The 13,908-nt window shown below is 53.1% G+C and carries 15 protein-coding genes; 4 read left to right on the top strand and 11 right to left on the bottom strand.

Features of this window, described 5'->3' with window-relative positions; genetic code table 11:
* Positions 1-150 precede the first annotated feature (150 nt).
* Both dcuC and ACSBQN_RS10680 read left to right on the top strand, forming a co-directional pair.
* On the top strand, positions 151-1,539 hold the full coding sequence (gene dcuC / locus ACSBQN_RS10685) for an anaerobic C4-dicarboxylate transporter DcuC (RefSeq protein ID WP_024474096.1): 1,389 nt from the start codon (positions 151-153) through the stop codon (positions 1,537-1,539).
* A gap of 69 nt (positions 1,540-1,608) precedes the next feature.
* The gene (locus ACSBQN_RS10680) at positions 1,609-1,887 is read left to right on the top strand and encodes a riboflavin synthase (RefSeq protein WP_004241698.1); all 279 of its coding nucleotides are present in this window, start codon (positions 1,609-1,611) and stop codon (positions 1,885-1,887) included.
* Between the two features lie 54 nt (positions 1,888-1,941).
* Here the strand turns inward: ACSBQN_RS10680 and ACSBQN_RS10675 are convergent, their stop codons facing one another.
* From ACSBQN_RS10675 to gndA, 3 genes are all read right to left on the bottom strand, one after another.
* Positions 1,942-2,130: a hypothetical protein gene (locus tag ACSBQN_RS10675; protein WP_029991050.1), complete on the bottom strand. Its 189-nt coding sequence runs from the start codon at positions 2,128-2,130 to the stop codon at positions 1,942-1,944.
* An 80-nt stretch (positions 2,131-2,210) separates the two neighbouring features.
* Complete coding sequence (locus tag ACSBQN_RS10670) at positions 2,211-3,089, bottom strand: rhomboid family intramembrane serine protease (RefSeq protein WP_024474094.1); 879 nt, start codon at positions 3,087-3,089, stop codon at positions 2,211-2,213.
* 116 nt (positions 3,090-3,205) lie between these two features.
* Positions 3,206-4,618 (bottom strand): NADP-dependent phosphogluconate dehydrogenase, encoded by a 1,413-nt coding sequence (gene gndA, locus ACSBQN_RS10665; protein ID WP_024474093.1) that lies wholly within the window; start codon positions 4,616-4,618, stop codon positions 3,206-3,208.
* 237 nt (positions 4,619-4,855) lie between these two features.
* Between gndA and ACSBQN_RS10660 the strand changes: the two genes are divergently transcribed.
* On the top strand, positions 4,856-6,427 hold the full coding sequence (locus tag ACSBQN_RS10660; RefSeq protein WP_024474092.1) for a TerC family protein: 1,572 nt from the start codon (positions 4,856-4,858) through the stop codon (positions 6,425-6,427).
* A 53-nt stretch (positions 6,428-6,480) separates the two neighbouring features.
* On the opposite strand, the gene ACSBQN_RS10655 is transcribed toward ACSBQN_RS10660, so the two are convergent.
* A complete protein-coding gene (locus ACSBQN_RS10655) occupies positions 6,481-6,912 on the bottom strand; it encodes a hypothetical protein (protein WP_024474091.1) in 432 nt (143 codons plus the stop codon).
* A 251-nt stretch (positions 6,913-7,163) separates the two neighbouring features.
* Here ACSBQN_RS10655 and ACSBQN_RS10650 point away from each other — a divergent pair, with 251 nt between their 5' ends.
* Positions 7,164-8,801: a Na+/H+ antiporter gene (locus ACSBQN_RS10650; protein ID WP_024474090.1), complete on the top strand. Its 1,638-nt coding sequence runs from the start codon at positions 7,164-7,166 to the stop codon at positions 8,799-8,801.
* A gap of 50 nt (positions 8,802-8,851) precedes the next feature.
* Here ACSBQN_RS10650 and ACSBQN_RS10645 read toward each other — a convergent pair whose 3' ends face one another.
* The 7 genes from ACSBQN_RS10645 to hisB all read right to left on the bottom strand — a co-directional run bounded on the left by ACSBQN_RS10645 (position 8,852) and on the right by hisB (position 13,907).
* On the bottom strand, positions 8,852-9,520 hold the full coding sequence (locus tag ACSBQN_RS10645) for a hypothetical protein (protein WP_024474089.1): 669 nt from the start codon (positions 9,518-9,520) through the stop codon (positions 8,852-8,854).
* A gap of 21 nt (positions 9,521-9,541) precedes the next feature.
* A complete protein-coding gene (locus ACSBQN_RS10640) occupies positions 9,542-10,030 on the bottom strand; it encodes a YbaK/prolyl-tRNA synthetase associated domain-containing protein (protein ID WP_036407336.1) in 489 nt (162 codons plus the stop codon).
* A 100-nt stretch (positions 10,031-10,130) separates the two neighbouring features.
* Complete coding sequence (gene hisIE, locus ACSBQN_RS10635) at positions 10,131-10,742, bottom strand: bifunctional phosphoribosyl-AMP cyclohydrolase/phosphoribosyl-ATP diphosphatase HisIE (RefSeq protein ID WP_354632870.1); 612 nt, start codon at positions 10,740-10,742, stop codon at positions 10,131-10,133.
* A gap of 6 nt (positions 10,743-10,748) precedes the next feature.
* Complete coding sequence (hisF, locus tag ACSBQN_RS10630; RefSeq protein WP_024474086.1) at positions 10,749-11,528, bottom strand: imidazole glycerol phosphate synthase subunit HisF; 780 nt, start codon at positions 11,526-11,528, stop codon at positions 10,749-10,751.
* Positions 11,510-12,247, bottom strand: coding sequence for a 1-(5-phosphoribosyl)-5-[(5-phosphoribosylamino)methylideneamino]imidazole-4-carboxamide isomerase (gene hisA / locus ACSBQN_RS10625; protein WP_024474085.1), 738 nt, complete (start codon positions 12,245-12,247; stop codon positions 11,510-11,512). Before hisA ends, hisF begins: the two co-directional genes overlap by 19 nt.
* A complete protein-coding gene (hisH, locus tag ACSBQN_RS10620; RefSeq protein WP_024474084.1) occupies positions 12,244-12,840 on the bottom strand; it encodes an imidazole glycerol phosphate synthase subunit HisH in 597 nt (198 codons plus the stop codon). The genes hisA and hisH overlap by 4 nt, the downstream gene beginning before the upstream one ends.
* Positions 12,840-13,907, bottom strand: coding sequence for a bifunctional histidinol-phosphatase/imidazoleglycerol-phosphate dehydratase HisB (gene hisB / locus ACSBQN_RS10615; RefSeq protein WP_024474083.1), 1,068 nt, complete (start codon positions 13,905-13,907; stop codon positions 12,840-12,842). Before hisB ends, hisH begins: the two co-directional genes overlap by 1 nt.
* Position 13,908: the final 1 nt, after the last annotated feature.

Genomic DNA, 13,908 nt, shown 5'->3' with positions numbered 1-13,908 from the left:
GTCACTGCTTTTTTAATGCCGGAGGCCGGAATACTTAAATGATACGGGCAATAACCAAGGTTCATTGACGCATATCATTTAATCTGTTCCCGGTTTTCGGCAGAGTGCATTAATCATTTTTATAAATAAAAATACCAGACAGGAGCAGAAATGTTAGATCTTCTTATTGGTGCTGTCGTCGCCGTCGGCGTCGGGCGCTATATTATTAAAGGGTATTCAGCCACAGGGGTGCTGATGGTCGGGGGCTTACTGCTTCTGATCATCAGTGTCATCATGGGGAAAAACATCCTGCCGTCCGCCGCCACCTCCACCGGCTGGGGACCGACAAACATTATTGAGTATGTGAAGTACCTGCTGATGAACCGCGGCGGCGACCTCGGTATGATGATCATGGTACTGTGCGGCTTTGCGGCTTATATGACTCACATCGGTGCCAATGACGTGGTCATCAAAATGGTCTCCAAACCGTTACAGGTCGTGAACTCCCCGTACCTGCTGATGATTGTGGCCTACTTTATTGCCTGTCTGATGTCTCTGGCGGTTTCCTCCGCCACCGGTCTCGGTGTGTTACTGATGGCAACCCTGTTCCCGGTGATGGTGAACGTGGGGATCAGCCGTGGTGCGGCGGCAGCTATCTGCGCCTCTCCGGCGGCAATTATCCTGGCACCGACCTCCGGTGACGTGGTGATTGCGGCTGAAGCCTCTATGATCCCGCTGAAAGAGTTTGCGTTCAGCCTGACTCTGCCGATTTCTATCGTGGCGATTGTCTCTATGGCGATTGCTCACTATTTCTGGCAGCGTTTCCTTGATCGTAAAGAAGATATCAAATCTGAGATCCTGGACGTCAAAGAAATCACCACCAATGCGCCAAAATTCTATGCCATTCTGCCGTTTATGCCGATCATCGGCGTACTGCTGTTTGATGGTAAGCCGTTCAGCATCGGTTTCCTGAGCCATATCGTGCTGCCTGAATTACACATCATCACGATTATTGTCGGCTGTATTATTTTGTCTGCCATCATTGAATTCGTCCGTGGTTTTGACGGCAAAAAAGTCTATGCCGGGCTGGATGTCTGCTACCGTGGTATGGCGGATGCCTTTGCAACCGTGGTTATGCTGCTGGTTGCGGCCGGTGTGTTTGCTCAGGGTCTGAGCACTGTCGGCTTTATCTCCGGTCTGATCAGCCTGGCGCAGTCTTTCGGTTCCGGTGCTATCATCATGATGATTGCTCTGGTGATTATTACCATGCTGGCGGCGATGACCACCGGTTCCGGTAATGCGCCGTTCTATGCGTTTGTGGAGCTGATCCCGCGCCTGGCACAGCAGATGGGTATCAACCCGGCGTACCTGGTGATCCCGATGTTACAGGCATCCAACCTCGGCCGTACCATGTCACCGGTTTCCGGTGTGGTGGTGGCGGTTGCCGGTATGGCGAAAATTTCACCGTTTGAAGTGGTGAAACGGACATCCGTTCCGGTGCTTGTCGGCCTGCTGGTGGTGATTGTCGCCACTGAGTTCCTGGTGCCGGTAACACTGTAAAACGACACGGGCCGCACCGGTTATCCGCTGCGGCTTTTTTGTATCAGTACGGAAAGTGTGAGGTTGGCTTTGGATAAGATTTTTACCGGTGTGGTGCAGGGCACGGCGCTGATTTTAAAAATTGAAGAAAACAATGATCATCTGATTCATATTGTGCAGTTTCCGGAGGAATTATTAACGGGGCTGGCGATTGGTGATTCCGTGTCGTATAACGGCTGCTGCCTGACTGTCGCAGCGATTGATAACAGCCATGTCGGGTTTTATCTTTTCACCGATACCCTGCTGAAAACCGCGCTCGGGCGGCTGGCTGCGGGTGATAAGGTCAATATCGAAAGAGTGGCGGTCTGATGATATAAAAAAACCCCGTATCTGACGGGGTTTTCATTCTGTAAGGGGCGTTAATTACACACGGTTAAAGGCAAGAATACGGACTGAACGCAGGTCAGCCTGAGACTCGTCGGCAATTTTCTGAGTAGCTTGTTCTAATGCATCCCGGGGTGACACACCGGCTTCGGTTTCTGTGATCTGATGTCCCTGTAAAGTGTCTCCGTTACGGGCACGCACTTTGTACGATACAAACCAATAATCCATATCATCACCTGCTTCTGTCATTAATCGTTTAATCACCATAGCGGTTTACGTCACTGATTAATGTGACCGGAATCAATCATTTAATTGTTTTTCTGTCCGGATGGTAGTGCATCAGTCTGAACCGCGATATCTTCCAGAATCCTTTTCCGCTCAAAGAGCAATTGTTGTTCACGGCTTGAAGAGCAGGTGAACAGCAGCAGGATAAGCAGACCGGTTGCGGCGGCGGAAATCAGCCATGAACGGCGATCCATTTTGCGGTTACGGACACCGGAGACCGCGGAATACAGCCATCCCAGAACAGCACCGCAAATCAGCCCGCTGAAATGGGCCACATTATCCGTCACCGGCTCCTCATCATCCGGCACCGCACTGAGTACCGACAGCACAATCAGGACAATCATGGTGATCAGCAGGTTTTTATAACGCAGGCTGTCTGCCACAGACACGGACGGATCTTTCCGGGCCCGGATAAGATACATCACGGTGGCACCGGCAAGCCCCATAATGGCGCCGGATGCCCCGACACCGACAATCACAGAAATACCGGACAGCGGAAACATATCGTTCTGAGCAGCCTGCCAGAGTGCGCTGGTAAAGGACGCAGCGATACCGGTGAACAGATAGATAAACAGCATCCGTACTTTTCCGGTCAGTGCTTCACAGTTAATGCCGAACACCAGGAGGGCAATGACGTTGATGCCCAGATGCAGCGGGTCGGAATGAAGCAGGGTACTGGTTGCATAGCGCCACCAGTCACCGGTCAGTGAGAACTGATACACACTGCCGCCTGCCAGCAGCATATTGTAGACCTGGTCTGCCAGCGGCGAAGCATAATTCACCTGCCAGATATAAACGCCGGTATTGAGCAGGGCGAGGAAAAAGGTGAGCAGCATAGCTGAGAGCCGGTACTCCGGCCGTGAAGGCAGAACCACATCACCCCAGGGATTTATGTTATTCATTATTATTTTGCGGATAATTTGATTTGATTAAGTCTATTTGAGGGGCTGGCGGGCTGTAAACAGGAAAAAGCCGGGATAATTATCCCGGCTCTGACTGGTGCGGATAGCAGCAGGAATTAATTATTTTCCAGCCATTCGGTGTGGAACACGCCGTCTTTATCAGTACGTTTATAAGTATGTGCACCGAAATAGTCACGCTGTGCCTGGATCAGGTTCGCCGGCAGTACCGCGCTGCGGTAGCTGTCATAATAGGCGATAGCGGCAGAGAAGGTCGGTGTCGGGATACCGTGCTGAACGCCGTAGCAGACCACATCACGCAGCGCCTGCTGATATTCATCGGCAATCTGTGTGAAGTAAGGAGCCAGCAGCAGGTTAGCCAGTGCCGGGTTTTCCGCATATGCGTCAGTGATTTTCTGCAGGAACTGGGCACGGATAATACAACCGGCGCGGAAAATTTTCGCGATTTCGCCGTAGTTCAGATCCCAGTTGTACTCATCAGAGGCAACGCGCAGCTGTGAGAAGCCCTGTGCATAAGAGACAATTTTACCCAGATACAGAGCACGGCGGACTTTTTCAATAAACTCTGCTTTATCACCGCTGAATGCAGCTGCTTTCGGTCCTTTCAGTACTTTGGAGGCCGCAACGCGCTGGTCTTTCAGGAATGAGATATAACGGGCAAATACGGATTCGGTGATCAGTGTCAGCGGCACGCCGAGGTCGAGTGCGCTCTGGCTGGTCCATTTACCGGTACCTTTGTTGGCGGCTTCATCAAGGATCACATCCACCAGATAGTTGCCGTCTTCATCTTTCTTGCGGAAGATATCTTTTGTGATGTCAATCAGGTAGCTGCTCAGTTCGCCGTTGTTCCACTCGCTGAAAACTGAAGCCAGTTCATCATTGCTGATGCCGAGGGCATTTTTCATAACGGAGTAAGCTTCCGCAATCAGCTGCATATCGCCGTATTCGATACCGTTGTGCACCATTTTGACATAATGACCGGCACCGTCAGCACCGATATAGGTCACACACGGCTCGCCTTCGGCCTGTGCCGCGATCTGTTTCAGGATCGGAGCAACCAGTTCGTAAGCTTCTTTTTGTCCGCCCGGCATAATGGACGGCCCTTTCAGTGCGCCTTCCTCACCACCGGAAACGCCGGTGCCGATAAAGTTAAAACCCTGTGCGGACAGCTCTTTGTTACGGCGGATGGTGTCCTGAAAGAAGGTGTTACCGCCGTCGATCAGAATGTCGCCTTTATCGAGATGCGGGGTGAGGGATGCGATGGTTTTATCGGTGGCTTCACCGGCTTTGACCATCAGCAGAATACGGCGGGGTTTTTCCAGGGAGTCAACAAACTCTTCAATGCTGTAGCTGGGAACCAGTTTTTTTCCCGGGTTTTCAGCAATCACTTCATCGGTTTTATCTGAAGAGCGGTTAAAAACAGAAACAGAATAACCGCGGCTTTCGATATTCAGTGCGAGGTTACGGCCCATAACGGCCATACCGACAACACCAATTTGTTGTTTGGACATGAAGACTCCTTCAGGAATTGACCCGTGACTAACGACGATTTCGTTAGCTGACTGTTAATTTCGTCACAGTTTAACGCATGTAAAGGCTGCGTGGTAGCGATTGATGCAAACGGTATCGTCATAGCGCACAACAGGAACAGCGGCAAAGTGCGGAATTTTTTATTGCTATTTGGCCGCACAATCCGCATTATTCCGGATGCAGCATAAGCTGTGTGAATAAAAGGTAAAACTAACCGTATGGAATGGATCGCTGATCCGTCGATTTGGGCCGGCCTGGCTACATTAATCGTACTCGAAATTGTTCTTGGTATTGATAACCTTGTTTTCATTGCCATTCTTGCCGATAAACTTCCTCCTGCACTGCGTGACAAAGCCCGTATAACCGGCCTGCTGTGTGCGCTGGTCATGCGTATTATTCTGTTGTTCAGCCTCTCCTGGCTTATCACGCTGACCAAACCGATGTTTACGATGTTCGGCCATCCGTTCAGTGCGCGTGACTTAATTATGCTGATCGGGGGGCTGTTCCTGCTGTTTAAAGCCACAATGGAGCTGAACGAACGGCTGGAAGGCGGTGAGCATAACGACGGGCAGCAGCGGAAAACCTCAAAATTCTGGGCGGTGGTGGCACAGATTATTGTGCTGGACGCCGTCTTCTCGCTGGACTCGGTGATCACGGCAGTCGGGATGGTGGATCACATCGGTGTGATGGTCACAGCGGTGATTATTGCCATGCTGCTGATGATCTGGGGCAGCCGTCCGCTGACCCGCTTTGTCAATGAGCACCCGACCATTGTTATCCTGTGTCTCAGCTTCCTGCTGATGATCGGTTTCAGCCTGGTGGCGGAAGGGTTCGGCTATCACATTCCGAAAGGTTACCTCTACGCGGCGATCGGTTTCTCCATCATGATTGAGATGCTCAATCAGGTGGCAATGTTTAACCGCCGTAAATTCCTGCGCGGTAAAAACTCTCTGCGCCAGCGTACGGCGGAAGCGGTACTGCGTATTCTGAGCGGCAAGCGCGAATCTTCAGAGCTGGATAACCGCACGGCGGATCTGATTTCGGATAATCAGGAAATTTTTGACCCGGAAGAGCGGCAGATGATTGTCCGCGTGCTGGGACTGTCGCAGCGTAACGTCAACAGCATTATGACTTCGCGTCATGATGTGGAGATGCTGCGGATTGATGCCACCAGTGATGAAATCGCGGCGCTGCTGATTAAAAATCCGCACACCCGTGTGGTAATCAAAGGCTCGGCGGATGATGATGAACTGCTGGGTGTGGTGCATGTGATCGACCTGCTGCACCAGCGTTTACAACAGGACACGCTGGATCTGCATGCACTGATCAAACAGCCGCTGGTCTTCCCTGAACAGCTGTCATTACTGAAAGCGCTGGAGCAGTTCCGCCAGGCGCAGACACACTTTGCCTTTGTGGCCGATGAGTTCGGCTATGTTGAAGGGGTGGTGACACTGACAGATGTGATGGAAACCATCGCCGGTAATCTGCCGGTCAGTGGTGTTGAGAATGATGCCCGCCATGACATTCAGTTTACGGATGATAACAGCTGGATCACCAACGGCTTTATGCCGCTGGAGGATTTAATCAACTATATTCCGCTGACACTCGATGAAAAACGCGAGTATGAAACGGTGGCAGGTCTGCTGATGGAGCATTTGCAGCGTCTGCCGAAAGTCGGTGAGCAGATTAACATTGATGGCTGCCTGTTTGAGCCGCTGGAAATTCAGAATCACCGTATTAACCGTGTAAAAATCACTCTGCCGGAGAATCCGGAAGACAGTGACGATTAACTGTTAAATAATAACGCCGCCGGAAACGGCGGCGTTACCACATATCGTGCAGGTTATTCAACCGGGGCACATTCAAAATCACTAAAGATTTTCTGGCTGTTTTTGGCGCGGGGTTTAAACTTCCCGGCCGGTTTGTTATTCACATACACTTCAAATTCAGATGCCCGGGTAATGGCTGAGGTGAAACTGACCCAGGCATTAGCACCACTGCGGGTCGTCGTGTTTTCAGGAATATAATAGGCTTCATCATCAATCAGGAAAGAGATGTCACCGTCAAGGCTCTGGTCATTACTGTAAACAGACACGCTGTTGTCGTAGCCTTCCCCCGCACCTTCGTTACAGGCGATAATGACGGCATTGCCGGCTCCGTTACTGATACTGTATTCAGTAAATCCCTGAGCAGCCCCCATTGACCAGGTATCAGGAACAGCATAGGCAGAGGCAGAGCAGACGGCAATCATACCGGCCAGTAGTATTTTTTTCATTTAAGATATCCGTTATGGTTATAGATGATGATTAATATCGGCAGCTTGTTCATATTTCCGGAGCAGTATTAATGATCTGCTGTCTCCCTGCTTTTCTGATCCTTGCGGCTGACAGCGGGATATTCAGATTTTGATACACAATAATTTTACAAATACTGATTTATCTGCTTTATTTTTACCTTTAATTATATACCCTGCAAATCCTGAATTATGGTTATGTATCAGATTTCTGTAAGGATAAAAAACCGCCTATGTCTGTTGTAACACTGATCCTTGTTTTTCTGCTGGCCGTGATTGCCAGTGTGTTTATCTCCCGTCTGCTGGGGGACAAAATTCCGCTGCCTTTTATTCAGATTGCCATTGGTGCGGGGCTATCACTCTTCGGTTTTGATGTGGCGTTTGAGCCGCATCTGTTCCTGTTCCTCTTTATTCCGCCGTTGCTGTTTCTGGATGGCTGGCGGATCCCGAAAGAAGCGCTGTTCAGTGATATCAAACCGATTTTCTCGCTGGCCATCGGCCTGGTGTTTTTCACCGTCGTCGGCATGGGGTTGTTTATCCACTGGCTGATCCCGGCGGTTTCTCTGGCGGTTGCTTTTGCACTGGCGGCGATTTTGTCACCGACAGACCCGGTGTCTGTGGCGGCAATGACCGTCAATGCGCCGCTGCCGTCCCGTATGGCCCATATTCTGGAAGGGGAATCTCTCTTTAATGATGCCAGCGGCCTGGTGTGCTTCAGTTTTGCGGTAGGTGCGGCACTGACCGGGACGTTTTCTCTGCCGTCGGCTGCCGGGAAGTTTATGGTGGTGGCGCTGGGCGGGATTATGGTTGGCCTGCTGATTGCCATGTTCATCGGGAAGGTAAACCAGTTCCTGGTGCAGCGCACCGGAGAGGACCCGGCGATTCAGATTATGATCAGCCTGCTGATCCCGTTTGTCTCTTATCTGGCGGCAGAGCACCTGGGTGTGTCCGGGATCCTGGCCGCAGTGGCGGCCGGTATCGCCATGCACTATGAGCGTATTGTCGGCCGTATGCAGTCTGCCACCCGCATGCAGAGCAAGGCGGTCTGGGACACCGTGCAGGTCGCGCTGAACGGGATGATCTTTATTCTGCTGGGTGAACAGTTACCGGGTATGTGGCGCTCAGTGCCGCAGGTGGCGGCAGATGCCGGGGCTTCCGCACCGTGGGTGCTGCTGCTGTACGTAGTGATTATCACCTTTGGCCTGGCGGTGCTGCGTTTTGCCTGGGTATGGATTGCCATGACACTGACGGTTTTCCGTCAGCGCCGCAAAGGTAAGCAGTCTGATATGCCGCATCTGCGTCTGATGGCGATTATGGCAACCGCCGGTGTGCGCGGGGCGATTACCCTCGCCGGTATCCTGACACTGCCGATGCTGATGAATGATGGCTCACCGTTCCCGCACCGGGATCTGGCTATCTTTCTCGCCATGGGGGTGATTCTGTTTTCACTGGTGATTGCGGCGGTTGCACTGCCGGTGCTGACCAGAGGGCTGAATACGGACTTACCGCATGATAATGAAGAGCTGAATGCCCGTTTCACCCTGAATGAAGCCGCAATGAGTAATCTGCGGGTGCAGATGGCGGAGCCGCTGGAAGATATTGATGAAATGACACTGCGCACAGAAGTGGGGACTCACTTGCTGGAGATCTACGGCCGTCATCTTGACAGTAACAGTGATGACCAGACCGCCGGGTTTGACTGGCACAATGTAATCCGCATGGAACGACGGATGTCACTGACAGCGCTTCAGGCGGAGCGTGATGCCCTCAAACAGCTGCGCAAGAGTAAGAATATCAGTGAGCACACTTACACGCGGCTGGTGCAGGAGCTGGATCTGAAAGAAGAGGCGCTGAAACTGGCGCTGCACTGACAGTAACAGAGAGAAAAAACCCAAAGACCCGCACATTGTGCGGGTCTTTTTTACATCACAACACTGCTGCGGGTATGTGCCTGCAGAACCCGTGAGGCGGTTTGTGTCATGGTATCGTTGATTTCATCGAGCCAGTGGTGAACCTGCTCAGCGGATAACTGCAGTGACGGGCAATCCCGGTCCTTCTGGTTGTTCTCTTCCAGCAACAGCACCAGCTCGGTATCCAGCAGGGACTGGAGCATATCAATCCACAGACCGATTTGCTGATTCAGTGGTTTTCCGGCCGGAGAGGTAATGCAGTAGCGGTTGAGCCGCTCAGCGGCGGTATACTGAAAATCATCCCGCAGTGCCATCCGCTCTGCCAGGGTGGCGGTTTCAGGTGCAGGCAGCGGAGTACCGAGACAGGTAAACTCATAACTGTCTTCCCGGGTAAACAGACTGTCATTCAGCCGGATCTGCTTTTCCTCATAATGCATCAGGACTTCGCGAAGCAGGGCGCTGACCGCAAAAAAGTGGTCGGTTTTATGAAACTGGCTGCCGTTGAGATACGGCGCACTCAACTGCTGCCGCAGGGATTGCTCATCTTCCTCCGGCGAGGAGACAAAACGCCTGCGGGATTTCTGTGTTTTGAACCAGCGGCGCCAGCGGTGGCGCGACAGATACAGCAGCAGGCTGAGTAACAGCAGATAATAAAGAGAGTCTAAAAGTTCGTCCTGCATAAGCGCCTTCCCAAGCAAAAATCAGAGTTCACGGCGGACAAACGATACTGTTTCAGGATCGGCAATCCGCTGATAGTCCTTTGTGTTCAGAATAATGGAGCACTCCAGGCTGCCGGCATTAAAGGCCAGTTCACTGAAACGCTCAAATAACATCGGGTCAGCAACAAGACGGAGATCAGGATGGAAACTAAACGGGGGGATAGCACCGAAAACACACTGTGTCAGTTCGGCTGTCTCTGCCGGACTGGCGAGAGAGGCACGGGTGCCGCCGGTTTTTTTTGCCAGTGCCTGTAAATCCGCCTGCTGATCAGAAGGCAGAACCGCAAGGACATACTGACGGATACCGTTTCCCTTGATATGACAAACCAGTGCTTTGGCGCCCTGACCGTGGTGTGTGCCGCGCACTCTGGCGACCTCTTCCGTTTTCCCTGCGGAGGCATGATGCACCACGCGGTAGCGGGCATTATGTTCATCCAGCCGGGCGGTCAGTTTCTCAAATATCGGGTTCATTTCACTCACAGTCTCTGCATTTGTTGCCAGTATCCTGCCTATTATAGAAGGTTACGGCAACAAAAACAGCGGACAAAAAGGGATTTCCCGGGCTTTCGGATTAACGGTGACGGGAGCGCAGTTTTTCAATAACAGCGGCCAGATCCAGATCCGCATCCTGGAGCAGTACCAGCAGGTGATAGAGCAGATCTGCGGATTCTGACGTCAGCTCCGCTTTATCGCGGACAGTGGCGGCCAGTGCGGTTTCCACACCTTCTTCGCCCACTTTCTGCGCAATCCGTTTGGTCCCGGCGGCATAAAGTTTGGCCGTGTAAGAGCTGTCAGGATCCGCCGTTTTGCGGGATTTTATGACAGATTCCAGTTCATACAGGAAACCCTGGGCCGTCTGTGCCGGAGCAAAACAGCTGTTGGTACCCTGATGACAGGTCGGGCCGATCGGGGTGACCAGCGCGAGCAGCGTGTCGTTGTCGCAATCTTTAAACAGGTCTTCCAGATTAAGGAAATGCCCGGACGATTCCCCTTTGGTCCACAACCGCTGTTTTGTGCGGGAATAAAACGTCACGCGTTTTTCGCTGATCGTTTTGTCCAGTGCGTCGCGGTTCATGTAGCCCAGCATCAGCACATCACCGGAGACGGCGTTCTGTACAATAACCGGCAGCAGACCGCCGGTTTTCTGCCAGTCCAGTTGTGCGATTTCCTGTTCCGTGAGCATCGTGTGTTACTCCTGTATTCTGACAACGATCCCGTCGCGGGCAAGTCCGCGTTTCAGGTCGCCGATATTAATAATTTGTTTGTGGAAGACAGAGGCGGCAAGCGCACCGTCCACACCGGCCTGTAAAAATGCATCGCGGAAGTGATCCGGATGACCGGCACCGCCTGAGGCAATCAGCGGCACCTGACACACCTCACGCACTTTTTTCAACTGCTCCAGGTCGTAGCCGTTGCGCACACCGTCCTGGTTCATCATATTCAGGACTATCTCCCCGGCACCGCGCTGCTGCACTTCCTGCACCCAATCGAGGGTATTACGGGAGGTGGCGATGGTGCGTTTTTCATCACCGGTAAACTGATAGACCTGATAGTTTCCGCTTTCCGCATCGTGCCAGGTATCGATCCCGACGACAATGCACTGCACGCCGAAGCGGTCAGCCAGCCGGGAGATAAGTGACGGATCACTCAGCGCCGGGGAGTTTACGGAGATTTTATCCGCTCCGAAACTGAGGATCGCGGCAGCGTCTTCGGTACTGCGGATCCCGCCTGCCACACAGAACGGAATATCAATCACTTCCGCTACTTTGGCAACCCAGCTTTTATCCACCACACGGCCATCAGAGGAGGCGGTGATATCATAGAATACCAGCTCATCCGCACCTTCTTCGGCATAGCGGCGGGCGAGGGGAACGATGTCGCCGATGATTTCGTGATTACGGAACTGAACCCCTTTAACCACCTGTCCGTCACGGACGTCCAGGCAGGGAATTATACGTTTTGCCAGCATGCGATAGCCTCCGGTAATGTCATTTTGCCGTCGAGCAGTGCCCGTCCGACGATCACGCCCGCCACACCGGTAGCAGGCAGCGGGGCGATATCACTCAGCCCGCCGATACCCCCGGATGCCTGAAAAGCAATCTCCGGGAACGCGGCACTGATTTCCTGATAAAGCGCCACATTGGATCCCGCCAGCGTACCGTCTTTCGAGATATCGGTACATAATACGTGGCGCAGCCCGGCAGAGGCGAAATCGCGGATTACGTCTTCGATGGTCTGCTCTGAATCTTCCTGCCAGCCGCTGACCGCAACCCGTTTTTTACCGTCTGCACCGATGCGCACATCCAGCGCCAGCACGATGCGTTCTGCCCCCCAACGGGCAAACCAGCGTTTTACTTCTTCCGGGGATTTGATCGCCGTGGAGCCGACCACCACACGGGCGGCACCGGCATCAAGCAGGGCGGCAACATCTTCCTCAGTGCGGATCCCGCCGCCGATCTGTACCGGCACGCTCACACCCGCCAGCAGTGTTTTCAGCAACGGGATCTGGCGTTTCGCCGGGTCTTTGGCACCGGTTAAATCCACAAGGTGCAGCAGTTGTGCCCCTTCGCGCTCATAAGCCTGCAAACGGCTGAGCGGATCCGCGCCGTAATCGCGCTGTTTCGCATAATCGCCCTGGTGAAGGCGCACTACCTGTCCGTCAATTAAATCCAGTGCGGGAATGATCATGACGCTTTCATCTCCAGAAAATTTTTAATCAGTGTGATACCGGTTTTGCCTGAACGCTCCGGGTGGAACTGCACGCCGTAAAAATTATCGCGGAAAAGAACACTGCTGAATGCCTCACCGTATGTGGTGGTGGCAGCCGTAGCGTCGCTGACCGGGCAGGCGTAACTGTGAACAAAATAAAAATAGCTCTGCGGCGCAATATCACGGAACAGCGGCAGATCAGCGGTAAATTCCACGGTATTCCAGCCCATGTGCGGCACCGGCAGCCCGTCCGGCGTCATTTTTTGTACCGGGGTATCGATCAGGCCGAGCAGATCAATATTTCCTTCTTCGCTGGTGGTGCCGAGCAACTGCATGCCGAGGCAAATCCCCAGCACCGGTTGTGTCAGGGAACGGATGGTGCTCACCAGCCCGCGCGCTGTCAGATTTTCCATTGCCGCGCCCGCCGTCCCGACTCCCGGCAGAAAGACTTTATCTGCCTGACGGATAAGGTCAGGGTCGGCGGTGACCAGCGGCTGATAACCAAGACGCTCCACCGCGTAGCGGACGGAGGCGATATTGGCACAGCCGGTATCGGTGATCACTATGCGCATCACAGCACCCCTTTTGAACTCGGCAGAACATTACCTTCCACGCGGATGGCCTGGCGCAGTGTCCGTCCGAACACTTTAAACAGGCTTTCGGCTCTGTGGTGGTCGTTCTTCCCTTTGGTTTTCAGGTGTAACGTGCAGCCCATAGTGTAGGAGAGCGAGCGGAAGAAGTGCTCAATCATCTCCGTGCTCAGGTCGCCGACACGCTGATATTTAAAATCGGCTTTGTATTCCAGGTGCGGACGGCCTGAGATATCCAGGGCACAGCGGGCAAGACACTCATCCATCGGCAGGGTAAAACCGAAACGGGTGATGCCGCGCTTATCGCCGAGTGCCAGTTTCAGGGCTTCGCCCAGCGCCAGTCCGGTATCTTCTACGGTGTGGTGATCATCAATCACAAGGTCGCCGCTGACCTGAATATTGAGGCGGAAACCGCCGTGGGTGGCAATCTGATCCAGCATGTGGTCGAAAAAGCCGACTCCGGTACGGATAGTGCTGCCGCCTTCACGGTCGAGCCACACTTCGGTGAGAATATCGGTCTCTTTGGTTTTGCGCTCCACGCGGCTGTAACGGTCACGGCGGGTCAGCTGCTCTGCGATACTGTTCCAGTCAGTGCCCGGCTGGCCGTAACGCAGCCCGGTAATCCCCATGTTTTCCGCGAGCTGAATATCGGTTTCACGATCGCCGATCACATAGCTGTTTTGCATGTTGATGACACCCGGCAGCAGGTATTTTTCCACCAGCGTGATTTTCGGTTTGCGGCAGTTGCAGTTATCCGCCGGTTTGTGCGGACAAATCAGGACCTCATCAAAGGTAATGCCCTGAGAGGTGAAAATCTGCATCATCAGCTGGTGCGGTGCCTCGAAATCCGCCTGCGGGAAACTGTCTGTGCCCAGCCCGTCCTGGTTGGTGACCATCACAAAGCGGTATCCGGCCTCTTTCAGCTTCAGCAGCGCGGGGATCACATCCGGCTCAAAGGCCAGTTTGTCTAATCTGTCCACCTGGAAATCCACCGGTGGTTCGGTGATCAGAGTGCCGTCGCGGTCAATAAATAAAACGTTCTGTGTCATG

It is taken from the genome of Morganella sp. B601, assembly GCF_051172335.1.
In the GTDB taxonomy this organism is placed as follows: Bacteria; Pseudomonadota; Gammaproteobacteria; order Enterobacterales; family Enterobacteriaceae; genus Morganella; species Morganella morganii.
This window is presented reverse-complemented; position numbering and strand designations above follow the sequence as displayed.

What these genes read in the sequence shown, in the direction of transcription:
- dcuC (WP_024474096.1), top strand. Translation starts at nt 151, where the DNA reads ATGTTAGATCTTCTTATTGGTGCTGTCGTCGCCGTCGGCGTCGGGCGC.
- ACSBQN_RS10675 (WP_029991050.1), bottom strand. Translation starts at nt 2,130, where the DNA reads ATGGATTATTGGTTTGTATCGTACAAAGTGCGTGCCCGTAACGGAGAC.
- ACSBQN_RS10670 (WP_024474094.1), bottom strand. Translation starts at nt 3,089, where the DNA reads ATGAATAACATAAATCCCTGGGGTGATGTGGTTCTGCCTTCACGGCCG.
- gndA (WP_024474093.1), bottom strand. Translation starts at nt 4,618, where the DNA reads ATGTCCAAACAACAAATTGGTGTTGTCGGTATGGCCGTTATGGGCCGT.
- ACSBQN_RS10660 (WP_024474092.1), top strand. Translation starts at nt 4,856, where the DNA reads ATGGAATGGATCGCTGATCCGTCGATTTGGGCCGGCCTGGCTACATTA.
- ACSBQN_RS10655 (WP_024474091.1), bottom strand. Translation starts at nt 6,912, where the DNA reads ATGAAAAAAATACTACTGGCCGGTATGATTGCCGTCTGCTCTGCCTCT.
- ACSBQN_RS10650 (WP_024474090.1), top strand. Translation starts at nt 7,164, where the DNA reads ATGTCTGTTGTAACACTGATCCTTGTTTTTCTGCTGGCCGTGATTGCC.
- ACSBQN_RS10645 (WP_024474089.1), bottom strand. Translation starts at nt 9,520, where the DNA reads ATGCAGGACGAACTTTTAGACTCTCTTTATTATCTGCTGTTACTCAGC.
- ACSBQN_RS10640 (WP_036407336.1), bottom strand. Translation starts at nt 10,030, where the DNA reads ATGAACCCGATATTTGAGAAACTGACCGCCCGGCTGGATGAACATAAT.
- hisIE (WP_354632870.1), bottom strand. Translation starts at nt 10,742, where the DNA reads ATGCTCACGGAACAGGAAATCGCACAACTGGACTGGCAGAAAACCGGC.
- hisF (WP_024474086.1), bottom strand. Translation starts at nt 11,528, where the DNA reads ATGCTGGCAAAACGTATAATTCCCTGCCTGGACGTCCGTGACGGACAG.
- hisA (WP_024474085.1), bottom strand. Translation starts at nt 12,247, where the DNA reads ATGATCATTCCCGCACTGGATTTAATTGACGGACAGGTAGTGCGCCTT.
- hisH (WP_024474084.1), bottom strand. Translation starts at nt 12,840, where the DNA reads ATGCGCATAGTGATCACCGATACCGGCTGTGCCAATATCGCCTCCGTC.
- hisB (WP_024474083.1), bottom strand. Translation starts at nt 13,907, where the DNA reads ATGACACAGAACGTTTTATTTATTGACCGCGACGGCACTCTGATCACC.